General features: G+C 46.6%; 21 protein-coding genes. All 21 read left to right on the plus strand.

Annotated elements, in window-relative coordinates; genetic code table 11:
• Positions 1–658 (plus strand): hypothetical protein (locus PHU49_04945; protein ID MDD5243344.1); only part of this gene is annotated, 658 nt, incomplete at its 5' end.
• Between the two features lie 10 nt (positions 659–668).
• On the plus strand, positions 669–1298 hold the full coding sequence (locus tag PHU49_04950; protein MDD5243345.1) for a flagellar hook capping FlgD N-terminal domain-containing protein: 630 nt from the start codon (positions 669–671) through the stop codon (positions 1296–1298).
• Between the two features lie 12 nt (positions 1299–1310).
• Positions 1311–3176 (plus strand): flagellar hook protein FlgE, encoded by a 1866-nt coding sequence (locus PHU49_04955; GenBank protein MDD5243346.1) that lies wholly within the window; start codon positions 1311–1313, stop codon positions 3174–3176.
• Between the two features lie 300 nt (positions 3177–3476).
• The gene (locus PHU49_04960; GenBank protein ID MDD5243347.1) at positions 3477–4040 is read left to right on the plus strand and encodes a flagellar basal body-associated FliL family protein; all 564 of its coding nucleotides are present in this window, start codon (positions 3477–3479) and stop codon (positions 4038–4040) included.
• A gap of 68 nt (positions 4041–4108) precedes the next feature.
• Positions 4109–5083, plus strand: coding sequence for a flagellar motor switch protein FliM (gene fliM, locus PHU49_04965; GenBank protein ID MDD5243348.1), 975 nt, complete (start codon positions 4109–4111; stop codon positions 5081–5083).
• Positions 5084–5092: 9 nt separating this feature from the next.
• Positions 5093–5404 (plus strand): flagellar motor switch protein FliN, encoded by a 312-nt coding sequence (fliN, locus tag PHU49_04970; protein MDD5243349.1) that lies wholly within the window; start codon positions 5093–5095, stop codon positions 5402–5404.
• Positions 5401–5676 (plus strand): flagellar biosynthetic protein FliO, encoded by a 276-nt coding sequence (locus PHU49_04975; GenBank protein MDD5243350.1) that lies wholly within the window; start codon positions 5401–5403, stop codon positions 5674–5676. The genes fliN and PHU49_04975 overlap by 4 nt, the downstream gene beginning before the upstream one ends.
• The gene (gene fliP, locus PHU49_04980) at positions 5673–6431 is read left to right on the plus strand and encodes a flagellar type III secretion system pore protein FliP (GenBank protein MDD5243351.1); all 759 of its coding nucleotides are present in this window, start codon (positions 5673–5675) and stop codon (positions 6429–6431) included. Before PHU49_04975 ends, fliP begins: the two co-directional genes overlap by 4 nt.
• A gap of 9 nt (positions 6432–6440) precedes the next feature.
• On the plus strand, positions 6441–6710 hold the full coding sequence (gene fliQ, locus PHU49_04985; GenBank protein ID MDD5243352.1) for a flagellar biosynthesis protein FliQ: 270 nt from the start codon (positions 6441–6443) through the stop codon (positions 6708–6710).
• The gene (gene fliR, locus PHU49_04990) at positions 6711–7478 is read left to right on the plus strand and encodes a flagellar biosynthetic protein FliR (protein ID MDD5243353.1); all 768 of its coding nucleotides are present in this window, start codon (positions 6711–6713) and stop codon (positions 7476–7478) included.
• A 3-nt stretch (positions 7479–7481) separates the two neighbouring features.
• The gene (gene flhB, locus PHU49_04995; GenBank protein ID MDD5243354.1) at positions 7482–8546 is read left to right on the plus strand and encodes a flagellar biosynthesis protein FlhB; all 1065 of its coding nucleotides are present in this window, start codon (positions 7482–7484) and stop codon (positions 8544–8546) included.
• Entirely contained in the window at positions 8546–10603 is a 2058-nt protein-coding gene (gene flhA / locus PHU49_05000; protein ID MDD5243355.1) for a flagellar biosynthesis protein FlhA, read from the plus strand. The genes flhB and flhA overlap by 1 nt, the downstream gene beginning before the upstream one ends.
• Complete coding sequence (locus tag PHU49_05005) at positions 10593–11666, plus strand: hypothetical protein (GenBank protein MDD5243356.1); 1074 nt, start codon at positions 10593–10595, stop codon at positions 11664–11666. Before flhA ends, PHU49_05005 begins: the two co-directional genes overlap by 11 nt.
• A complete protein-coding gene (locus PHU49_05010; protein ID MDD5243357.1) occupies positions 11633–12376 on the plus strand; it encodes a MinD/ParA family protein in 744 nt (247 codons plus the stop codon). The genes PHU49_05005 and PHU49_05010 overlap by 34 nt, the downstream gene beginning before the upstream one ends.
• A 3-nt stretch (positions 12377–12379) precedes the next feature.
• The gene (locus tag PHU49_05015; protein ID MDD5243358.1) at positions 12380–13114 is read left to right on the plus strand and encodes a FliA/WhiG family RNA polymerase sigma factor; all 735 of its coding nucleotides are present in this window, start codon (positions 12380–12382) and stop codon (positions 13112–13114) included.
• A gap of 40 nt (positions 13115–13154) precedes the next feature.
• Positions 13155–14036, plus strand: a complete 882-nt coding sequence (locus PHU49_05020; GenBank protein MDD5243359.1) for an HDOD domain-containing protein — start codon at positions 13155–13157, stop codon at positions 14034–14036.
• Complete coding sequence (locus PHU49_05025) at positions 14033–15061, plus strand: chemotaxis response regulator protein-glutamate methylesterase (GenBank protein ID MDD5243360.1); 1029 nt, start codon at positions 14033–14035, stop codon at positions 15059–15061. Before PHU49_05020 ends, PHU49_05025 begins: the two co-directional genes overlap by 4 nt.
• Entirely contained in the window at positions 15058–16911 is a 1854-nt protein-coding gene (locus PHU49_05030; protein ID MDD5243361.1) for a HEAT repeat domain-containing protein, read from the plus strand. The genes PHU49_05025 and PHU49_05030 overlap by 4 nt, the downstream gene beginning before the upstream one ends.
• Positions 16912–16915: 4 nt before the next feature.
• Positions 16916–17743 carry a protein-glutamate O-methyltransferase CheR gene (locus PHU49_05035; protein MDD5243362.1) on the plus strand — a complete coding sequence of 276 codons (828 nt, stop codon included), beginning with the start codon at positions 16916–16918 and terminating at the stop codon, positions 17741–17743.
• A 3-nt stretch (positions 17744–17746) separates the two neighbouring features.
• Entirely contained in the window at positions 17747–18145 is a 399-nt protein-coding gene (locus PHU49_05040) for a response regulator (protein MDD5243363.1), read from the plus strand.
• Complete coding sequence (locus PHU49_05045; protein ID MDD5243364.1) at positions 18120–19931, plus strand: chemotaxis protein CheA; 1812 nt, start codon at positions 18120–18122, stop codon at positions 19929–19931. The genes PHU49_05040 and PHU49_05045 overlap by 26 nt, the downstream gene beginning before the upstream one ends.
• Positions 19932–20061 lie beyond the last annotated feature (130 nt).

The following is a 20061-nucleotide window of genomic DNA, read 5'->3' on the forward strand; positions in this document are numbered from 1 at the left end:
AGTGTTGAATCAAAAAGCTCCTTCCGGAAAGGTCATCATCCCCGACGAGCCTTTTTTGATAGCACGTGATGATGCGGGAGACGATGGAAATAAGACCATGCTGACGGTAAAAAGACCGGCAGAGACGATTACTCCCGGTGGTGTATCGGAAAAGGTCAGGGCAATATCGGGAAATGACCAGGAACCAACGATGGTAAAGAGCGATGCGAACCTCTTTCAGCGAGGTGACCATTTTAAGACAGAGATGCTCCACGGCAAAGACGGGGTAAAAGTGTCTGATAAAACGGTCTTTGGGTCGATCATCGCGGACAGGGTAGAACAGGTTGTGGAGCGGTACGCGAACAAAAATTCGTCTATCGACATGGTGGTAAGACTGAAGATAGACGGAAAGGAGACGATCCTGGTGGGGCTGAAAGACGAAGGTCAGAAGATCTCCGTACAGATTAAGACAGGCAGCGAAGGGGTGATGAATTTTATCCAGTCACAAAAAGATGCCATCACAAAAAATCTTGAAGGCAAAAATATATACGCGACGATTATGGTTGATATCAATGACCAGAGAGGATTTGAGAAGAATGACCGGAACGGCAGGAAGGAAAAAAATACCCGGAATGAAGAGGAAGAAGAGTTCAGCGCCTATTTAAATACGATGGCGTGAAGGAGGTATTATGGCGATACAGAGCGTAACAGATTATATTCAAACGACCGGCACAACGACAGGCGCAGCTACATCAACAGGCACTAATGTGAGTGTGAGCAAGGATGATTTCCTGAAGATACTCATTGAGCAGATCAAATATCAGGACCCTCTGGAACCGATGAAGCCCGACCAGTTTCTGACACAGCTATCCCAGCTAACCCAGGTGGAACAGCTGCAGAATATTGCAGACAGTCTTGAGTCAATGAAAACGGTGAGCGAGCAGGGGACCATTACCGAATGGCTTTCAGCAATAGGTAAAAAGATCGGCGTCGACGGCAATATCCTGTCGAACGGTGACGAGGTTGTTCTGACACCCGCAGAGGATTACGATACGGTAACACTGGCGCTGAAGAGCACGAAGGACGGGAATATCACGGAGGTCAATTTTACGAAAGGTGACAGCCTGACATATACGAATCAGGGGACTGACGACGTCCTCATTGCGGCAGTGGCTAAAAAAGATAACGCGACGATCAACTGCGGGATAAGCACGTTCAGGACCGTTAAAGGTATCGTAACATCTGACAGCGGGTATCAGGTGGTAGCAGGCAACGGGGACCTTTATCCCGTAACTGCAATAAAGCAAATAATGAACTAAGAGGAGGTTTTTATGTTAAGTTCCTTTTTTTCAGGGATAAGCGGGTTGCTCGCCAACAGCCATTCGATTAACGTTGTCGGTAACAATATCGCGAACGTCAACACGGTAGGATATAAAGGGAGCAGGGCAACCTTTGAGGACGTTCTCTACCAGTCTATCTTCGGGTCCTCCGGGACAAGCCAGGTCGGCAGGGGAACTGCGCTGAGTTCGGTGGATACCATCTTCGCTCAGGGATCATTTGAAAGTACCAGTGAACCGACTGACCTCGCGATAGGCGGAAAAGGATTTTTCATCGTAAAATCTCCCGACAACAACACAAGTTATTATACACGTGCAGGCCAGTTCAGGTTCGATAAGGACGGGAATCTCATCAATCCGGCCGGCTACAAACTCCAGGGAAGGGAGATCGACAGGACAACGAACGCGCCATTCGGTGTCGATACCGATATCGTGATATCTCCGGAACCGAGCGAGCCAAGGGCAACGGAATTTATCGGTATCTCAGCCAACCTCCAATCGAACGCTGACTGGAAAGGGACGCCCGGCAGCAGGACCACAACAGCAGGAACCGGGAATATCACCGATGTCGCCGGAAGCGAAGGAAGATACGCGAGGGCAGGCAACTATACATCGGTGATCGCCACCCGGACAGCGGCATATACGGGGACAGGAGCTTTTTCTGATTGTACTGGAACGTTCACGATCAATGGTGTTGACGTTACGCTGGCTGCCGATGACCTGGCGGGAGTTGTCGCCGCGATCAACGCCGCCGCGGGTCTTGATGTAACGGCAAGCGCCGTGGGAGGGGAGCTCAGGCTGACCGCGGACAGCGCCGGTACGGATATTGTTGTAGATGATTCGTTGGTTACAACCGGCAGTATCGGCTGGACAGCTGCAGACAAGGCGAGCACGGACCTCTATGGCGCCCACCTTGATCTTACTGTTGACCAGATGCTCGACGGCGTCTCTCAGGGAACGACAACCTTCAGCGAAAATATTTCCGTTATAGGCACAACGCTGACCGATTGGGAAAGTTCCGGACTGGATCTTACATACGGCAACATCGCTGCGGGAGGAACACAGACATTTACCGTTGATGGTTTCCAGGAACAGTACCAGAGCGCGACGGCAAACCCGGCGGCCTCATCGAACTATTCCACATCTATCTCTGTTTATGACTCCCTCGGCCAGTCGCATGTTGTGACGGTCTACTTCAGAAAATCACATGAGACAGAAACACCGACCCAGACAAGCGTATGGGAATGGCACGCATACCTGAGCTCCAATGACGCGGCAAGCGGCGTGGCGGGGTCTGTGCAGTCCGGGTACCTGACATTCGGGAATAACGGTACACTCATCAGCGGCGGAAACCCGATAAGCGTCTCCTTTGATTTTTCGCAGAACGCTCAACCGGCCCAGAACATTGATATCGTATTTGGTTCAGGCTCAGGCGGCGGTACTACAACCCAGTATCCTATTGCCTCGACAACAAACTTCCAGACACAGGACGGTTACCCCCCCGGCGTTCTGATGAACGTTACCGTCAGTCCGGAAGGCGTAATATCCGGTCACTACTCGAACGGTCAGATACTTGACCTCTACCAGATAACGCTTTCCAATTTTAACAATCCCTGGGGATTAAGAAGAGAGGGGAGCAATCTCTATTCTGAGACCCTTGAATCAGGTGTAGCCTATACAAATGCCCCCGGCGAGGGAGGACTGGGGAAGATAAACCCTAACTCACTCGAGCAGTCGAACGTTGACCTTGCTACAGAATTTGTCAAGATGATCATAGCGCAGAGAGGGTTCCAGGCAAATTCGAGGGTTATAACGACAACGGATGAGATCCTTGCAGAGCTTATGAATCTTAAGAGGTAACAGATTTTCGCTATGTCCTGAGGGGCTCGCAAAGGAGCCCCTTTTTATTGTCAATTCGATGACGTTCATGTGTCATCTATCGGTACTATAAAGTACATACGATAACCCGTCTCCCCCTTCAACGACTGCCGAATATGCACGACCCGATTTACTCTTTACTCACATGTCAACTCAACACACTGAAATATTTACTTTATTATTTAATAACGTTTTTTCTGACCCTCTGCTCTCAGCTCTCTGCTCTTCGCTCCGTTTCATGGCACATTTATTGCTTTTTTGTTAATGACGGAGGGGTGAGCTATGGATGAAGAGCAAAAAGAACAGAAGGCCGAAGAAAAGGCAGAGACAAAACCGGAGAAGAAAAAGAAGGCAGAAGGAAAACCGGAAAAGAAGGGGAAGATGAAGATAGTATTTTTCCTCGTTATCCTGGTCTTCTGCGGGGCAATAGGCGGCGGCTACGTTCTTTATGGTGACACAATAATGAAGAAATATTTTGGCGGGCAGAAAGAAGGGCAGTCAGAAGCGCAAAAAGAGGAGGACAATAAAAAGAAAAAGGATGGTGTAGGACCTATACTGGCGCTGGAGCCATTTGTTTTCAATCTCTCAGGAAACTCCGCCAGGTTCGCGAGAATATCCCTGGGGATAGAGTTGAAAGATCCGAAGATCATGGAAGAGGCAAAAAAGATGATTCCGGCGATCCGGGATAAAGCATTATCGGTCCTTGGTACGAAGGTGCCGGAGGTGCTTATGGATGTAAACCAGAGAAACGAGATAAAAAAAGAGATTTACGGCAGTCTGAAGGACCTGTTTAAAAACGGCGAAGAGCTTAGATCTGTCTATATAACGGATATCATTATCCAGTAAGAAGCTTAACAGTGAAGGGATCAGGTCTGTCTATATTCTATATAACGATTGTCAGCTAAGGAGTTTACATGGAACAGGTACTGTCTCAGGAAGAAATAGACGCGTTGCTTCATGGGATATCTGAGGGTGAGATAGAGACCCAGAAGGTTGAGGCACCGGAGGAGCATAAGGAAGCGAAGTCCTTCGATTATATCAGGTATACGAGAGGGAAAAAAGAAAGACTTCCTGCGCTGGATTTTATCTATGACAGGTTCTCCAAATCCTTCAGGTCGGCGCTCTCGCTTTTTATGGAGAAAGAGGTTGAGGTTGATCTCCAGCCGATCCAATACGTCGGTTATGAGGATTTTATCAAGACCCTGCCGCTGCCCACGAATATGAACATCGTTGTTACGGAAAACCTGAAGGGTTTTTACATAGTGATCTTTGACGCAAAGATGATCTTTTCTGTACTTGAGACTGTTTTTGGCAGCACGAATATTTCAGTCCCCAAGATCGTGGGCAGGGAATTTACGAAGATAGAGTTCAATGTGATTAAAAAATTGATCGATCTGGTCTCCGCTGAGATGGAGAAGGCGTGGGCGCCCGTTTATGAGATCAGGTGCAAGTATTCCAGGTCAGAGATAAACCCCAATTACATAACCATGGTGGCGCCGGAAGAAACAGTGGGGATAACCGAGTTCAACATTGAGATAGGCGATATGACAAGCTGGGTGAAGATATGTATGCCTTACGGGATACTGGAATCCATCAAGGGTTATCTCATAGCGACTCCGTCGAGGGAAGACATGGAGATGAGAGAAAAATGGTTTGGAAGATTAAAGGCAAGGGTTCTGGATGTCCCCATCGACGTGAGGGCGGTGCTTGGAAGAAAAAAGATGCCGCTGGAAGAATTTCTTAAGATGTCGGACGGAAGTGTGATTGCTGTCGACAGGTATATAAGCGATCCGGTGGATATTGAGATTCAGCAGAATACCAGGTTCAGGGGCAAAATGGGGATCTTCAAGGGAAACAAGGCAATAAGGGTCGAGGAATCCATCAACTAAGGAGGCACAATGGAAGAATTTGTGGGAGAAAATCAAAATCTTGTTGCTCCAAGGAAATTTGAGATCGATATCAGCAATCTTCTGGATATATCTGTTGAGATGTCCGTTGAAATAGGCAGGACAAAGATGCCGATAGGCGAACTCCTGGCACTTTCCAGGGGGTCAATAATCGAGCTCAACAGGATTGCCGGAGACCTTGTTGACATATATGTCAATGAAAAGCTGCTGGGCAGGGGGGAGATTGTTGTTGTGAACGAGCGACTTGGTGTGAGGATCATTGAAATAGTTACACCGAAGGAAAGGGTCCAGGAATTGGGATGATCGATCTATATGTAAATATCGTCAAGGTCATCCTGGTCCTCATCGGTATTGTAGCTGCCCTGTTTGTGGTGAAGAGATATGCCGGAAAATTTCAGATGAATCTCCACCCGAAGGATCCGCGGTATTCCCTCAGGAAGGTCGATACCATGCATCTCGGTTATAAAAAATTTATCTCTGTTGTTGAGATCAAGGACTACGTGCTTGTCATAGGCGCAGGAGATAAGGAGATGTCGCTCCTCGCAAAATGGAAAAAAGAAGGTCAGCAGTCATGAGATATATTCTCATAGGCCTTGTTATCATCACACTCTGCTCCATTCCCTGTTTTACCCATGCCAAAACGAGCAAGAATACGATTCAATCACAGGGTGATATTGTCGGTTCCCTTATGAAAAGTGAAGGAGGGAGCCGAAACCTTATCAATATCGTGATCGTGCTGACTGTCCTCGCTTTTGCGCCGGCAATCCTTTTGCTCATGAGTTCTTTTACGAGGATCATTATCGTCCTTTCCTTCCTGAGACAGGCCATAGGCATACCGCAGCTGCCGCCAAACCAGGTAATTATCGGGCTATCCCTGTTTCTGACTTTTTTCATCATGGCCCCGACATACGAAAAGGTCAATGCCAATGCCTTCTCGCCTTACATGAACAACAGGATCGGCTACGACGAGTTCGTAAGCAAGGCATCAAAGGAGATGGGTTCTTTCATGCTGAAGTTCACGAAGGAGAAGGACCTCGCGCTTTTTATGAATATTGCCGGACTAAAAAGACCCAACAATGTCGAAGAGGTACCGATACGGGTTATCGTGCCGGCATTCGCTATCAGCGAATTGAAAAGGGCTTTTCAGATCGGGTTTCTTCTGTACATACCGTTTCTTGTGATCGACATGGTGGTTGCAAGCGTCCTTCTGTCGGCAGGCATGATGATGCTTCCCCCGATATTTATATCGCTGCCTTTTAAACTTATGCTTTTTGTCCTTGTAGACGGGTGGAACCTGCTCATCGGTTCCATAATAAAAGGTTTTTTTTAGGAGAGAACAATGACCCAGGACCTGATCATACAGATCTTCAGAGATTTTTTAAAAACCTCTCTTATATTGATGGCCCCCATGCTGGTTGCGTCCCTTGTGGTCGGGTTCCTTGTGAGCATCTTCCAGGCGGCAACACAGATACATGAAATGACCCTGGTTTTTGTCCCCAAAATACTCATTATTGTCCTCTGCCTGATCCTGCTGTTCCCCTGGATGATGAATTTCATGGTTTCCTATACGGTAAACCTCTTTTCAAATATACCGGTTTATGTGAAATAGATGACAGTAATAACCCCTGATATCCAGCGACTGATGCTCATTTTCATCCGGATATTGTCGATGATGTGGTTGATCCCCCTGTTTTCATCAAGGATGGTATCGGGTCTCTTTAAGGCAGCCCTGTCTGTTCTGATTGCCTTCCTTCTTTTCGATTCTGTTAAAACGGGACCCCTGTTGGGCAATGATCCGGTTTCATGCCTTCTGTTGGTAATGAAAGAGGTCTTTGTCGGCGTGACGATCGGTTTTTTTGTGAGGATATTGTTCCTCGCAGTCAACGTGGCAGGCGAAATAATATCACTGCAGTCAGGCTTTTCCTTCGCCCGCTTCATGGACCCTTTTTCCATGCTCCAGATGTCTATTATGGAGCAGGTCACGAACCTGATGGCCATGATAATATTTTTCGCCGTTGATGCCCATCATATGCTTATCAAGGGGCTGGCAGTCAGCCTGAAGGAGCTGCCCGTAGGAGCCGCCGCGCTCAACCCTTCTTTGCTTCAGTACCTGATCAATACCACGGGAAAGATCTTTGCAACAGGCCTGCGTATAGGGGCTCCGATTATTATCGCCCTTTTTCTTGTAGACCTTTCGCTGGGCATTCTTTCAAAAATGATACCACAGGTGAATATCTTCGTTGAAGGTGTTTCTATGAAGATACTCATCACCGCAATAATATTCTCGTTTTCCCTGGCCGTTATTGTGCCGGGGATAGTCAACCTGTTTAAAGGTATGGATACGGAGTTTTTAAAGATTATAAGGATAATGGCGTAGATTATGCAGGAATCATACCAGGAAAAGACCGAACAGCCAACCGATAAGAGGCTCAATGAGGCGCGGGAAAAGGGACAGGTTGCCCAGTCGCGGGAGATGCCTACCTGTTTTATTATCCTTTTTTCGACGATATTCCTGTATTTTTCGATGACCCATGGTTTTCATGAGATGTTCAGGGTATATGTGAGCTACATGAGAAACATAAATCTGGACATCAACACCGGGAACATTTACAGCGTTATGTCATTCGGCATGTACAGGTGGTTATGGATTGTCGTACCGCTCCTGACCCTTTTTGTTGCCATGGCATTCTTCAGCACCGTATTGCAGACCGGATTTATGTGGAGTTCGGAGGCCCTTAAATTTGATGTTGAGAACATAAACCCGGCATCGGGGTTAAAGAAGATATTTTCCAAAAGATCGGCCGTTGAAGTTATCAAATCGCTCCTCAAGATCTTTATCATGGTCTACGTTGTCTACACGCTGATCGTCAGGGAACTTCCTCACATCTTTTCGCTGACCGGGCAGGACACGAGGTCTATTGTTGAATATCTCGGGAAGACATCATTCAACCTGGCTATCAAGATAGGGATTATTTTTCTTTTTATCGCCGGCGTGGATTTTCTTTACCAGAAGTGGCAGCACAAAAAAGACCTCATGATGACTGCCCAGGAAGTGAAAGAGGAATATAAGGAACACGAAGGGAACCCGTTGGTCAAGTCCAGGATAAGGAGCCTCCAGAGGGAGATGTCGCGGCGGAGAATGATTGAAGATGTAAAGACCGCTGATGTAGTTGTGACAAACCCGACAACCTATGCGATAGCGCTGAAATATGTGGCAGGAGAGATGCTTGCCCCGAAGGTAGTAGGTAAGGGAGCGGGATTTGTTGCTGCAAGGATCAAGGAAGTTGCGATGCTGCACAGAGTTCCTCTGGTTGAAAACAAACCGCTCGCGCAGGGGCTCTTTTTTGCAGTGAAGATCGGTGATTTTATTCCCGAAAAATTTTACCTGATTGTCGCTGAGTTGCTGGCAGTGGTTTATAAAAAGAAACATGGGGTATCATTATAATGGGATCGTTACGATCAATGATCAAGGCAAAAAGCGATCTTTTCGTCGCCATAAGCGTTGTTTTCGTAATCCTTATCATGATCGTGCCTCTCAATAGTTTTTTTATCGATATATTCCTGACATTAAGTATATCCCTATCTCTTTTAATACTTTTCATTGCGATGTATATCGGCAAACCGCTCGATTTTTCTGTTTTTCCGTCGGTGCTCCTGATCGTGACCCTCTTCAGACTTTCTTTAAATATTGCGTCAACGAGGCTGATCCTCGTGCATGGAGATGAAGGATCGCAGGCGGCAGGTCTTATCATCAAGGGTTTCGGCACGTTTATTGTCGGTGGAAATTATGTAGTGGGCGCTGTCGTGTTCCTTATCCTTATGATCATCAACTTTGTTGTCATCACAAAAGGTGCAGGCAGGGTGGCGGAAGTTGCCGCGCGGTTTACCCTTGATGCCATGCCGGGGAAGCAGATGAGCATTGACGCGGACCTTAACGCCGGGCTTGTTGATGACGCCGGTGCGAGAAGACGAAGGGAAAAGGTTGAAATGGAGGCGGATTTTTACGGCGCCATGGATGGCGCCAGCAAATTCGTAAGGGGCGACGCAATAGCGGGGATAATAATCATATTTGTGAATATCATCGGCGGTTTGGTTATTGGTGTTGTGCAGAAAGGAATGCCGGCAAATGACGCGCTCGCTGTGTATACGATATTAACGATAGGGGATGGTCTTGTAAGCCAGATCCCTGCCCTTTTAACGTCTACCGCCGCCGGTATTATCGTTACGAGGGCGGCAAGCGAGTCAAACCTCGGCAGTGATATCGTGAGCCAGCTCTTTACACAGCCCAGGGCGCTTATCCTCGCCTCTGTTGTTATATTCTCCATCGGTATGATCCCCGGTATTCCTCTCGTACCTTTTCTTATTCTTTCAGCAATCACGTTCGGTATGAGTCATTTTTTGAAGAAGTCGGCAGAGGAAGAGATAACCGGCACACCTGAATTGCCGGCTGAAGAGAAAGAGAAGACCGACTTCATTCAACCTATGGAGATACTCGAAATAGAGATCGGGTATGGGATGATACCGATAGTTGACCCCGAACAGGGCGGAGAGCTTCTCGACAAGCTGCGGGCTATAAGAAAACAGATGGGGATGGAACTCGGCATAGTAGTGCCTCCGATGAAGTTGAGGGATAACCTTCAATTGAAGGCCTTTGAATACCTGATCCTCCTCAAGGGTATAGAAATGGGAAGAGGAGAGATGCTTCCCGGGAATGTCCTTGCCATGGGAGGCGAAGGCAAAAAGGGAATAAAAGACGGAATACCGACAAAAGAGCCGGTATTTAATCTTGATGCATACTGGATCAGCGAAAAAGAGAGAGACAGGTATATGGCAGAAGGGTTTACTGTTGTTGACCACCCGACCATTATTGCCACGCACCTGACCGAGATATTGAGAAATAATGCGCACGAGTTGATGACAAGGCAGGAAACACAGAAGCTGATAGATTCAGTAGCTGCTACCCACCCGAAGGTCGTTGAGGAATTAAGTCAGAACCAGATGAATGTCGGGATCATCCAGAAGGTCTTGCAGAATCTCTTAAGGGAACAGGTCTCCATAAGGGATCTCGTGACCATTCTTGAATCAATTGCCGACGCATCGACATCGTCGAGGGACACTGACCTGATAACTGAATTTGTGAGACAGCGAATGTCGAGGAGTATATTGAAGCCGTACCTCGTGGACGGGGTACTTAATATCCTTATTCTGGAAAAATCACTGGAAGAGAAGATGATCAACGGCCTGCAGCAGTCTGACCAGGGATCGTTCCTTGCCCTTGACCTGTCCTTCAGTCAACGTCTCATAGAAAAGATAGGGAATGAGGTAAGAAAGGCGCTGATGCAGAACGTGCAACCCATGTTGCTTGTCCACCCTGTTCTGAGGGGGAGATTAAGGAGGTTTCTTGAACGTTACATACAGGGTATTACCGTTATTTCGCATAACGAGATCCCACCGCAAATAAAAATGCAATCAGTGGGGGTAATAAGAATCAATGAGGGTTAAGACCCATAGCTTTGAAGATATCAGGCAGGGCATGGAGAAGATCAAAGAGACATACGGCCCTGATACTATTATCGTGGACATTAAACACAATAACCATAACGGATACGGCTGGTCGAAAAAGAGCTGTGAGATCTCCGTGGCCCTCGATGGTGATCCGGAACTTAGAGAAAATGAACTTGGTGAGCTTCGGAAAAGGACAGAGTCGATATGGAGCCAGACAGCGCAATTTTTAAGTGAAAAATTGATCTCCGTTGAATCTGAGATGATTATGGACAGGGTGAAGACTTACCCCCTGCCGTTGAAGGTCTTATTCGAGAAGATCGTTAAAAACGGTGTAAATATGCACCTCGCCATGTCTATGATCTCTGAAGTATATGGCGAAATAGGACAACTTGCAGGGAACAGCATAAAGGCCGCCTTTTTTCTGAAAAGCATTATCGCCAGGCGAATATCCATATCCGATATAACTGATTCCGATGGAGCCGTTATGCTTCTTGGGCCTACAGGCGCCGGGAAAACAGAGACAGCAAAGAAACTGGCCAGGCTGCTGTCGGGCAGACAGAAACTGGCTACCGTCATGGTCTTTGATCCGATAAAGAGAGGGAGCTATGATGAATGCAGGATCTTTTCTGAAAACACGGGGATACCTTTTGTATTTACCACCAGCATTGACGATCTCTGCGTCAAGGTCAGCAAGGCCACAGGCAGGATAATCATAGATATTACCGGGCATGTTGATTTTCAGGAAAAGATCGCGGAAAGGTTGCCGATGATGGAAAAGGTTATCATATTGCCGGCAGGGGCGCGTGACGAGAAGATGAAGGGCTACCTGAATAAATTCAAAAATACGAACCATGTTGCAGGTGTTATCTTTACAAAACTTGACGAAGAGGATTCTCTTGGTCACCTCTGTCATAACCTGATTGACCTGGATCAGCCTCTTTGTTCCGTAACGACGGGAATTAATCTTGAGGATATTGTGATACCGAACGTCGAAATGCTGGGAAAACTATTCTTAGAGGGTAACCAATGGAAAAGAGAAGGAAGAGAATTATTACAGTAACGAGCGGAAAGGGCGGGGTCGGGAAGTCGTCCATAGTTTCGAACCTGGCCTATATGCTGAGCAGCATGAACGAACGCACATTTATACTCGATGCGGACCTTTCACTGGGGAACATCGATATCATGTTCGGTATGATCCCGAAATATAATATGAAGGATTTGATCGAAGGGGGCAGGCACATTGAAGAGATAGTGATGGAAGGACCCTGCGGTATAAAGATCATCCCCGCAACATCCGGGGTATATGAGTTTTCCAACCTGAGCACTGAGGAGAAAAAGATACTCTTTTCTTCCCTGCAGACACTGCCGGAGTATGACTTTCTGATTGTTGACACCTCTGCGGGGATCTCATCGAACGTTATCTCTTTTAACGCGATGAGCGAGGATATTTTTGTTGTTGTTACTCCAGACCCCTCCAGTATCACCGACTCATACGCTGTCATCAAGGTATTGGAAAAAAAGACGGGGAGAAAGGATTTCAATATCGTTGTCAACATGGTGAAGGATGAAGAAGAGGCGCTGGATATCTTTCAGAAGCTCATTAATGTGTCTGACAGGTTTTTGAATGTCTACCTGAACTATTTCGGCTATATCCCCCTTGATGTAAATATTAGCCAGGCAATAAAGAAGCAGAGATTATGGGTCGAGCATTTTCCGGAAACAATGGCGACAAAGGCCCTTTCTCGGATATGCAACAGGCTGGTGTCGTAAACGATGTGGAAAAGAGCATACGCCGGATCAATGACGGAAAGAGAAAAGACGATAGAGGAATTTATTCCTATCATCAAACATCTTGCCTATAAGGTCTCGAAGAGGTTTGATGATGACAATGTCATTGATGATCTCATTTCGGCCGGTATTGTCGGTCTACTCGAAACGATGGAAAAGTTCGATGCGAACAAGGGGATCAAGCTGAACACCTTTGCCTATCTGAGGATCCGCGGCGCCATGATAGACGAATTGAGATCGAGGGATTGGTTTCCAAGAAGCGCGCGTACCAAATCAAAAAGGATCAGTGAAGTAATACGGAAACTTGAAAACACGCTCGGGAGAATTCCCGGGGAAGAAGAAATAGCCGCAGAGCTGAACATGGATGTTGAGGAGTACCTCACAATGCTTAAAGACTACGGCAACCTTTCAGTTTTAAGCATTGAGGACCTCCACGAGATATCGGGAGAAGACCGCGAGGCTGTTATCAGATATGTAACGAATGAAAAAGAAGATCCGGAGAAATGCGCGGAACTCTATGAGATCGAAGGAATCCTTGCGGAAGAGTTCGATAAATTGCCGGAAAGACAGAGACTTGTACTGAGCCTCTATTATCATGAAGATATGAATATGAAGGAGATTGCAAGGACACTCGGCATCACCGAGGCGAGGATATGCCAGATCCATTCCCAGGCGGTCCTGAACCTCAGGTCCCTCATGAAAAAACATCTGAAGAATTAAAGTTTGTCCGTAGCATACCGATAATACCAGTAGAATCAGCATGGATAATGACCGCATACTGAATAAACTCAAGGCAGTCAATATGCTGCCGACATTTCCTGCTACCGTGGGGAGGGTAATGGACCTGATCCAGGATCCGATGAGCTCTGCGGCCGATCTTGCAAAGAGCATGGACCCGTCAATGGTGAGCGAGGTGCTGAGGATTGCAAATACGGCCTATTTCGGGACGAAGAACTTCAGAAACATATCTTCGATCGAACATGCGATCGCCATTATAGGCCTTGAGCATCTTTCAACAATCATACTTCAAATGCCTTTCATCTCCATGGTAAAAGGGGATACCGGGTTCGACCGTGAGAAATTTATAGAACATTCGATCATGTGCGGTGTTCTGTCAAAGACAATAAGTTCATCAACTAAGTTCGGGAATCCCAACGAGGTCTACATCGGCGGGATGATGCATGATATAGGGTCGATCATCATCTACCGGTATTTCAGAAGCGAATGGGATCAGGCATGTTCGCTGGTACGGGAAAGGGGCATGCCCTGGCCTGAGGCAGAGAGAGATATCTTTTCCATGGACCACGGTTATATAGGCGCAATCCTCCTGGAATTGTGGAATATACCGAAGGAGATCACTGATGGCGTAATGTTCCACCACTGTCCCGGTAAGGCCAAAGGGAATCGTGGAAACGTAATGGCTATCTATCTGGGCAACAGGTTTTCAAAACTGATCAATATCCATGATGATCTTCCGGGCTTTGATGATTTTTTAAACAGGTACAGGCCTTTCCTGAACATTGATGATGAGCCTGGTCTGCAGCTTTCGCCGAGCGATGAAATAATATTCTATGAAAAGATATACGCTTGTGCAAGAAAGACGCAGCATTATATCCACGGAGTGATAAGGGAAAAGGAATGATAAAGGTACTTGTCGTTGATGATTCTATTGTTATGAGAAAGGTCATAGCGAGGATCCTTGAAAAGGACCAGCAGATACAGGTCGTAGGAACTGCTGTGGACGGCAGGGATGCGCTGGAGAAGATTGAGTCCCTGCAGCCCGACGTGATGACCCTGGACATAGAGATGCCCGTGATGAACGGGATCGATGTTTTAAAACAAGTCATGTCAAAAAGGCCTATGCCCGTGATTATGATGAGCGCCCTTACAAAAGAAGGCGCCGATATTACGATTGAAGCGCTCAATCTGGGCGCCTGTGATTTTATTACGAAGGATTTTTCCAGCTCTTCGTTATCCGCAGCGTGCATTGAAAGTGAGCTTGTCGGCAAAGTAAAAGATGTCGTGAAGAATAAGACAAAATATCTGCTTAAAAGACTGGATGCCATTAAAAAACCGGTTACGTTAAATCCGGACAAGAAGATCAAACACGAGATACTCTCAATCGGGGCTTCTACAGGCGGTCCCCCCGTTCTCCAGCATATACTGTCGAGTCTGCCGAAGGATTTTCCCGTACCCGTGGTGATCGCTCAGCACATGCCGAAGATATTCACGCAGTCTTTTGCGCAGAGGCTCAACGCGCTTTCCCGGCTGGAGGTTAAGGAGGCGGAAGATAGAGAGGTGCTGAGGGCGGGTGTCGTACTGGTAGCACCGGGGGATACCCATATAAGCCTGAAAAGGAGAGGCAGGGATGTTTTTGTGGAATTTGTCAATGGCGCACAATTTATTTACAGGCCATCGGTTGATCTTCTCATGTCAACCACCGCGGAGGCATATGAATCGCTGTCTATCGGGGTCATCCTGACCGGGATGGGAAGCGACGGATTGGCCGGCATGAAGGAACTGAAATCAAAAAGAGGATATATAATAGCCCAGAACGAAGAAACCTGCGTGGTATACGGGATGCCCAAGGCGGTTGTGAATGCGAACATTACCGACGCAATACTGCCTGTAGACAAAATACCGGAAGAGATTATGAGGGTGCTATGAACCAGATGGCAGGACAATCAACAAAACAGAGGACAATGGATAAACGAAGGTTGTCGCGTTTGATAGGGTTGTTGAAAAGCGGTGATAATTACGAGAAGGAAAAGGTTGTTGAGACATTAATATCGGTGCCGGACAAGAATACCGTTCAGTCGGTGGTACCGTTGTTGTATGAGGACAATACGAGCGTCAGGATGGCGGCTCATGAGGTGTTAAAGAAGACGGGTTCTCTTGACATAGACAGGATTATTGCCCTCCTTGATGACGAAAATGAAGACGTAAGGGTATATGCCTGTGAGATACTGGCAGGCATAGGCGACAATCGTGCGCTGCCTGCAATTATCAGAAAGATATATGAGGACGAGGATAACGTGAGAAATGCCGCCTGTATGGCCCTCGGGGAATTCAGTGATGAACGGGCGGTCAGGGCGCTTCTGGATGCGTTAAAGGATGACGAATGGATGGTCTTTTCCGCGGTCTATAGCCTCGGTAAGATCGGCAACCCGGAGGCTGTCGGGCCGCTTTTTGAACTCTTCAAAAACGGATCCGAAGAACTGTCTGTTGCCGCCTGCGAGGTGCTCATTGATTTTAATGACAAAAGGGTTCTGGATGAGATGTTCGAACAGATGAGACGGTGGGACAGCGGAAAACGGGGGATGTATTTAAAGGTTATCCTGGAAAAAGGTAATGAGGCCACCTTTCAGAAATTGAAAGAAAAGATAGAAGACGAATTATTCGAGCACCTTCTGAACGGTCTGCGGGGCGAGGAAAAGAGATCGATCGAATTTTTGAGGATGTTGAGCAATTTCAGGAACAAGAAGGCCTGCGACGCAATGTTGGATTCTCTCAGCGTTATGGACAGGGAGGCAGAGGAATTCAATGAAGCCCTGGAATTTTTTATATCGCTCCGGGAGGTATGGAGCGAATACACAGAAGAATACCTGGGGCGTACAGAGGAGTATCTGCTGCCGTTCATCCGGGCATGCAGGGTCGCAAGGGTTCACGTTGAAGAGCACCTGTTGTTAAAGGTCTTTCGTTCGTCATCTGTTGATGTAAAAAGAGAACTCATTATCAGCCTTCCCGATATTGTTGATGGAAACGGGCGATCGATAGTCATGGAAGGAATGAACGATGTTGACGGGCACATCAAGGGTGATTCGGTTATTGTCGCGGGGCTCATGCAGCTGAGCGATTTGAAAGATATGATCCTTGATGTCGCGAAAGGCGGATTTCCGGACGTGAGGATCAAGGCGTTGAAAGTCCTGATTGCCTTTGATCCGGAGGAGGCAGGCAAGACCATTGAAAATTTTGTTTATAACGGTTCAAGCGAGGACAAAAAGGTATACCTTGCCAATGCGTATCTTCTGAACGGCGACACCAACCTGCCTTTTACACAATATTTGTTGCATGACCCTGATGAAAATGTGAAGAGGAGCGCCCTGGGCGTCATGGGTAATTTCGTCAACGACAAAAGATACCTGGATCTGCTGGAGGCCTTTTTAATCGATGCAAACATTCCCCACGAGATATTGAAGGTTATCAAGGAAAAAAAACTGCGTCAATTCAAGGACCGCCTGATCAGTATCTTTACTGATCCAGGCAAGGGTTTGTGGACGCGGTACTACGCCCTTTCCGCGCTGGGCGCCTTTGAGGACCATTCGTTGTTTGATACCTTTGTCCGTGGTTTGAATGAGGACAAGAATCTCGTAAAGATAGGCTGCATAAAGGCACTTGCCGACCTGAAAGATAAAAGTGCGATAGGTTTCATCGCACCCTTTCTGGATGATCCCGATGAGGATGTCAGGTCAACGACTACATTTGTTTTGAGTGAGTTGGAGATGCTCGGGGAATGAAACGATGATGACCAAAGAAGAGTTCGCGATGTTAAGAGATTTTATCTATGGAAAGACGGGGATCTATTTTGCTGAAAACAAGATGTATCTCATGGAAAGCAGGTTGACGAACCGCTTGCAGGATCTTGGCCTGAGCTCATATGAAGATTACTACTATAGCCTGAAATTCGGTGGTGAAAAAGCGAGGAATGAAATAACAAACCTTTTCGATGTTGTGACTACAAACGAAACAAGTTTTTTCAGAAATCCACCGCAGCTGGATGTTTTCAAAATGATGATCCAGAAGGGTTATCGCAACGGGGATATGCCCGGTATCCCGATAAAGATCTGGAGTGCCGCCTGCTCGACCGGTGAAGAGCCATACACGCTTGCCATCATTATCCTTGAGCTTGTTGAATCCTTCAGGAAAAACATACCCTTCATGATATACGGGACGGATATCAGCGCGAAGGTCCTGGAGTCCGCAAAAAAGGCTGTATTTAACCCGTACAGTATCCGGAATACCGATGAAAAGATAATGAAAAAATATTTCACAGGGGAGAATAATCTTTTTACGCTTAAGGAACAGGTAAAAAGATACGTAAAGATAGATTTTATGAACCTCATGGAGGAAAGCGCGTACAGGGCATACAGGCAGATGGATTTTATATTCTGCAGAAATGTCCTTATATATTTCGATGAAAAGATGAAGAAAAAGGTTATAGATTCCCTGTATGAATGCCTTAAACCAAAAGGAATTTTAATAATCGGGCACGCTGAGTCCCTTCACAACATATCGAGGGCGTTTAAACCACTGGTATTTCCAGGAACCATTGCATATCAGCGAGGGTAAAGCATGAAAACAGTATTGATTGTCGATGACTCACCAACTATCAGAAAGCTTCTGGCCTATATCCTGAAAAAGAAAAGCTACATCATTGCGGAAGCGGAAGACGGCATGGATGCCATGGAGAAATTGAGTCATGTGCAGGTCGATCTTGTAATCGTCGACCTCAACATGCCCAATATGGACGGCATCGAATTTGTCAAGGGTCTCCGTGATAATTATTATTACATGGATACGCCCGTTATTATGCTTACCACTACGAAAGACGAGAGATTGAGGAAAGATGCCTTTGAAGCGGGTGTGAACATGTTTCTCAATAAGCCTGTTCAGCCGGGGGTATTGCTTTATAAAGTTGAAAGCTTTTTACGGGAGGGTGAGGACAATGAGCGACGAGATCTTGAAAAATGATGAAATGCAGGAGATTATTGATGAGTTTGTCACCGAATCAAGCGAGCTGATAGAGAACGTCATACAGGATGTTGTCATAATCGAAAACAACCCTGACGAGGAGATGGTGAACGGGATCTTCAGGGCTGTCCACACAATCAAAGGAACTTCAAGTTTTCTGGGCTTTAACGCCCTCTCTCAGCTTGCCCATAAAGCTGAAGACGTAATGGGTATGATACGCAAGGGAGAAATGAAGCCGGACCAGGAGATCGCCGATGTTCTCTTAGAGGCCTTTGATCTCATGAAACTCATGATAGAAGATATACGGATAAAATCGCCGGTGGAGCGGGAGGCGAACGCTGTCATTGAGAAGCTTGAGGCCCTTCTCAAAAAGGACAGAAAAATGATCGGTGAAATCCTTGTTGAGGAAAAGGTAATAACCAGGAACGAGCGCGACGAGGTTCTGGAAAGACAAAAGCAGGACAAAGAAAAGAAGTTTGGCGAGATCATAGTTGAAGAAAAGCTGATTACAGAGACGCAATTAAATAATTTTTTATCGAAACAGAAAACCACGAAAGAGGAACAGACCATAAGAATTGATGTAAAAAAACTGGATGAGCTGATGAATCTTGTCGGCGAGCTTGTTCTCGGCAAAAACAGGCTTATCTTGCTGGACAGCCTGGTAAAAAAAGGGTCTGAAGGTGATGGTATACTGGATAACCTTGCCGATGTGACCAATTATGTTGAAGGGATCACGAATGGATTACAGCTTTCCGTGATGAGGGCAAGACTGGTTCCTATCGGCAAATTATTCAACAAGGTCCCGAGGCAGGTCAGGGATTTATGCGGTGAATTCAAAAAAGACATTGAATTGAAGATTGAGGGTGAGAATACGGAATTGGACCGCTCTCTTATAGAAGCGCTCCATGATCCTTTGATACATATCATAAGAAACTCTGTAGACCACGGGATAGAAGCGCCGGAAGAACGCATGAAAAAAGGCAAGCGCAGCAAGGGACTGATCTCCATAAGGGCCTATAACGAAGGCAACCATGTTATTGTGGAGATCTTTGACGACGGCAAAGGGATCAATGTACAGGCGGTCAAAGAGAAGGTGAAAGAGAAAGGGATTATGAGCGATATGGAGCTTAACAACCTGTCTGCAAAGGAAACGATGAATCTTATCTTTATCCCGGGCCTCAGCACCGCGAAAAAGGTCAGCAAGGTCTCCGGCAGGGGAGTGGGGATGGATGTCGTCAAGACAAACATAGAAAAGATGAACGGACAGGCATATATAGATTCCGAGGAAGGACAATGGGCCAAATTAACCATCAGATTACCCCTCACGCTGGCTATCATGAGGGCATTGATAGTAAAGATAGCAGATGATCTTTTCGCGGTGCCGTTAAATACGGTCGTGGAACTGGTAAAGATCAGGGAAGGCCTTATCAAATCTGTCGATAAGAACGAGGTTTTTGTGCTGAGGGATATAGTAATACCCATTGTCGATCTTTCAAAGACCTTTTCCGCGAACGACAGCAACGGAAAAGGCGGTTATCTCGTGATCTGCAACATTACCGATAAGATTGTCGGTCTCAAGGTTCATGCGGTAGTGGGTCAGGAAGAGGTTGTCATCAAGCCGCTGGGTGAATTTTTGAAGAACATAAAGGGTATCAGCGGGGCAACCATCAGGGGCGATGGCAAGGTCATACCGATCCTGGACATACCCGGTGTAATAAGCAATTTTAATATCCAGCGAAGAGTTGCAAACCAGCAGCAGACAGTTGCCAACGCGGCGGCAAACTGAAAAAGAACAGTATATCGTATATCGTAGATCGTATATCGAAAAACCATCTCCTTAGGGTATTTTTGCAGTTTACGAAATACTATATACGAAATACGATATACTTAGTTTTATCTGCCGGTTTTCAGATATT

This window comes from Syntrophorhabdaceae bacterium, assembly GCA_028713955.1.
GTDB lineage: Bacteria > Desulfobacterota > Syntrophorhabdia > Syntrophorhabdales > Syntrophorhabdaceae > UBA5609.

Coding starts and splice junctions, on each gene's coding strand:
- PHU49_04955 (MDD5243346.1), top strand. CDS start 1,311: ATGTTAAGTTCCTTTTTTTCAGGGATAAGCGGGTTGCTCGCCAACAGC.
- PHU49_05005 (MDD5243356.1), top strand. CDS start 10,593: ATGAGGGTTAAGACCCATAGCTTTGAAGATATCAGGCAGGGCATGGAG.
- fliQ (MDD5243352.1), top strand. CDS start 6,441: ATGACCCAGGACCTGATCATACAGATCTTCAGAGATTTTTTAAAAACC.
- fliP (MDD5243351.1), top strand. CDS start 5,673: ATGAGATATATTCTCATAGGCCTTGTTATCATCACACTCTGCTCCATT.
- PHU49_04975 (MDD5243350.1), top strand. CDS start 5,401: ATGATCGATCTATATGTAAATATCGTCAAGGTCATCCTGGTCCTCATC.
- PHU49_05040 (MDD5243363.1), top strand. CDS start 17,747: ATGAAAACAGTATTGATTGTCGATGACTCACCAACTATCAGAAAGCTT.
- PHU49_05045 (MDD5243364.1), top strand. CDS start 18,120: ATGAGCGACGAGATCTTGAAAAATGATGAAATGCAGGAGATTATTGAT.
- fliR (MDD5243353.1), top strand. CDS start 6,711: ATGACAGTAATAACCCCTGATATCCAGCGACTGATGCTCATTTTCATC.
- flhB (MDD5243354.1), top strand. CDS start 7,482: ATGCAGGAATCATACCAGGAAAAGACCGAACAGCCAACCGATAAGAGG.
- PHU49_04950 (MDD5243345.1), top strand. CDS start 669: ATGGCGATACAGAGCGTAACAGATTATATTCAAACGACCGGCACAACG.
- flhA (MDD5243355.1), top strand. CDS start 8,546: ATGGGATCGTTACGATCAATGATCAAGGCAAAAAGCGATCTTTTCGTC.
- PHU49_04960 (MDD5243347.1), top strand. CDS start 3,477: ATGGATGAAGAGCAAAAAGAACAGAAGGCCGAAGAAAAGGCAGAGACA.
- PHU49_05020 (MDD5243359.1), top strand. CDS start 13,155: ATGGATAATGACCGCATACTGAATAAACTCAAGGCAGTCAATATGCTG.
- PHU49_05030 (MDD5243361.1), top strand. CDS start 15,058: ATGAACCAGATGGCAGGACAATCAACAAAACAGAGGACAATGGATAAA.
- fliM (MDD5243348.1), top strand. CDS start 4,109: ATGGAACAGGTACTGTCTCAGGAAGAAATAGACGCGTTGCTTCATGGG.
- PHU49_05035 (MDD5243362.1), top strand. CDS start 16,916: ATGATGACCAAAGAAGAGTTCGCGATGTTAAGAGATTTTATCTATGGA.
- fliN (MDD5243349.1), top strand. CDS start 5,093: ATGGAAGAATTTGTGGGAGAAAATCAAAATCTTGTTGCTCCAAGGAAA.
- PHU49_05010 (MDD5243357.1), top strand. CDS start 11,633: ATGGAAAAGAGAAGGAAGAGAATTATTACAGTAACGAGCGGAAAGGGC.
- PHU49_05025 (MDD5243360.1), top strand. CDS start 14,033: ATGATAAAGGTACTTGTCGTTGATGATTCTATTGTTATGAGAAAGGTC.
- PHU49_05015 (MDD5243358.1), top strand. CDS start 12,380: ATGTGGAAAAGAGCATACGCCGGATCAATGACGGAAAGAGAAAAGACG.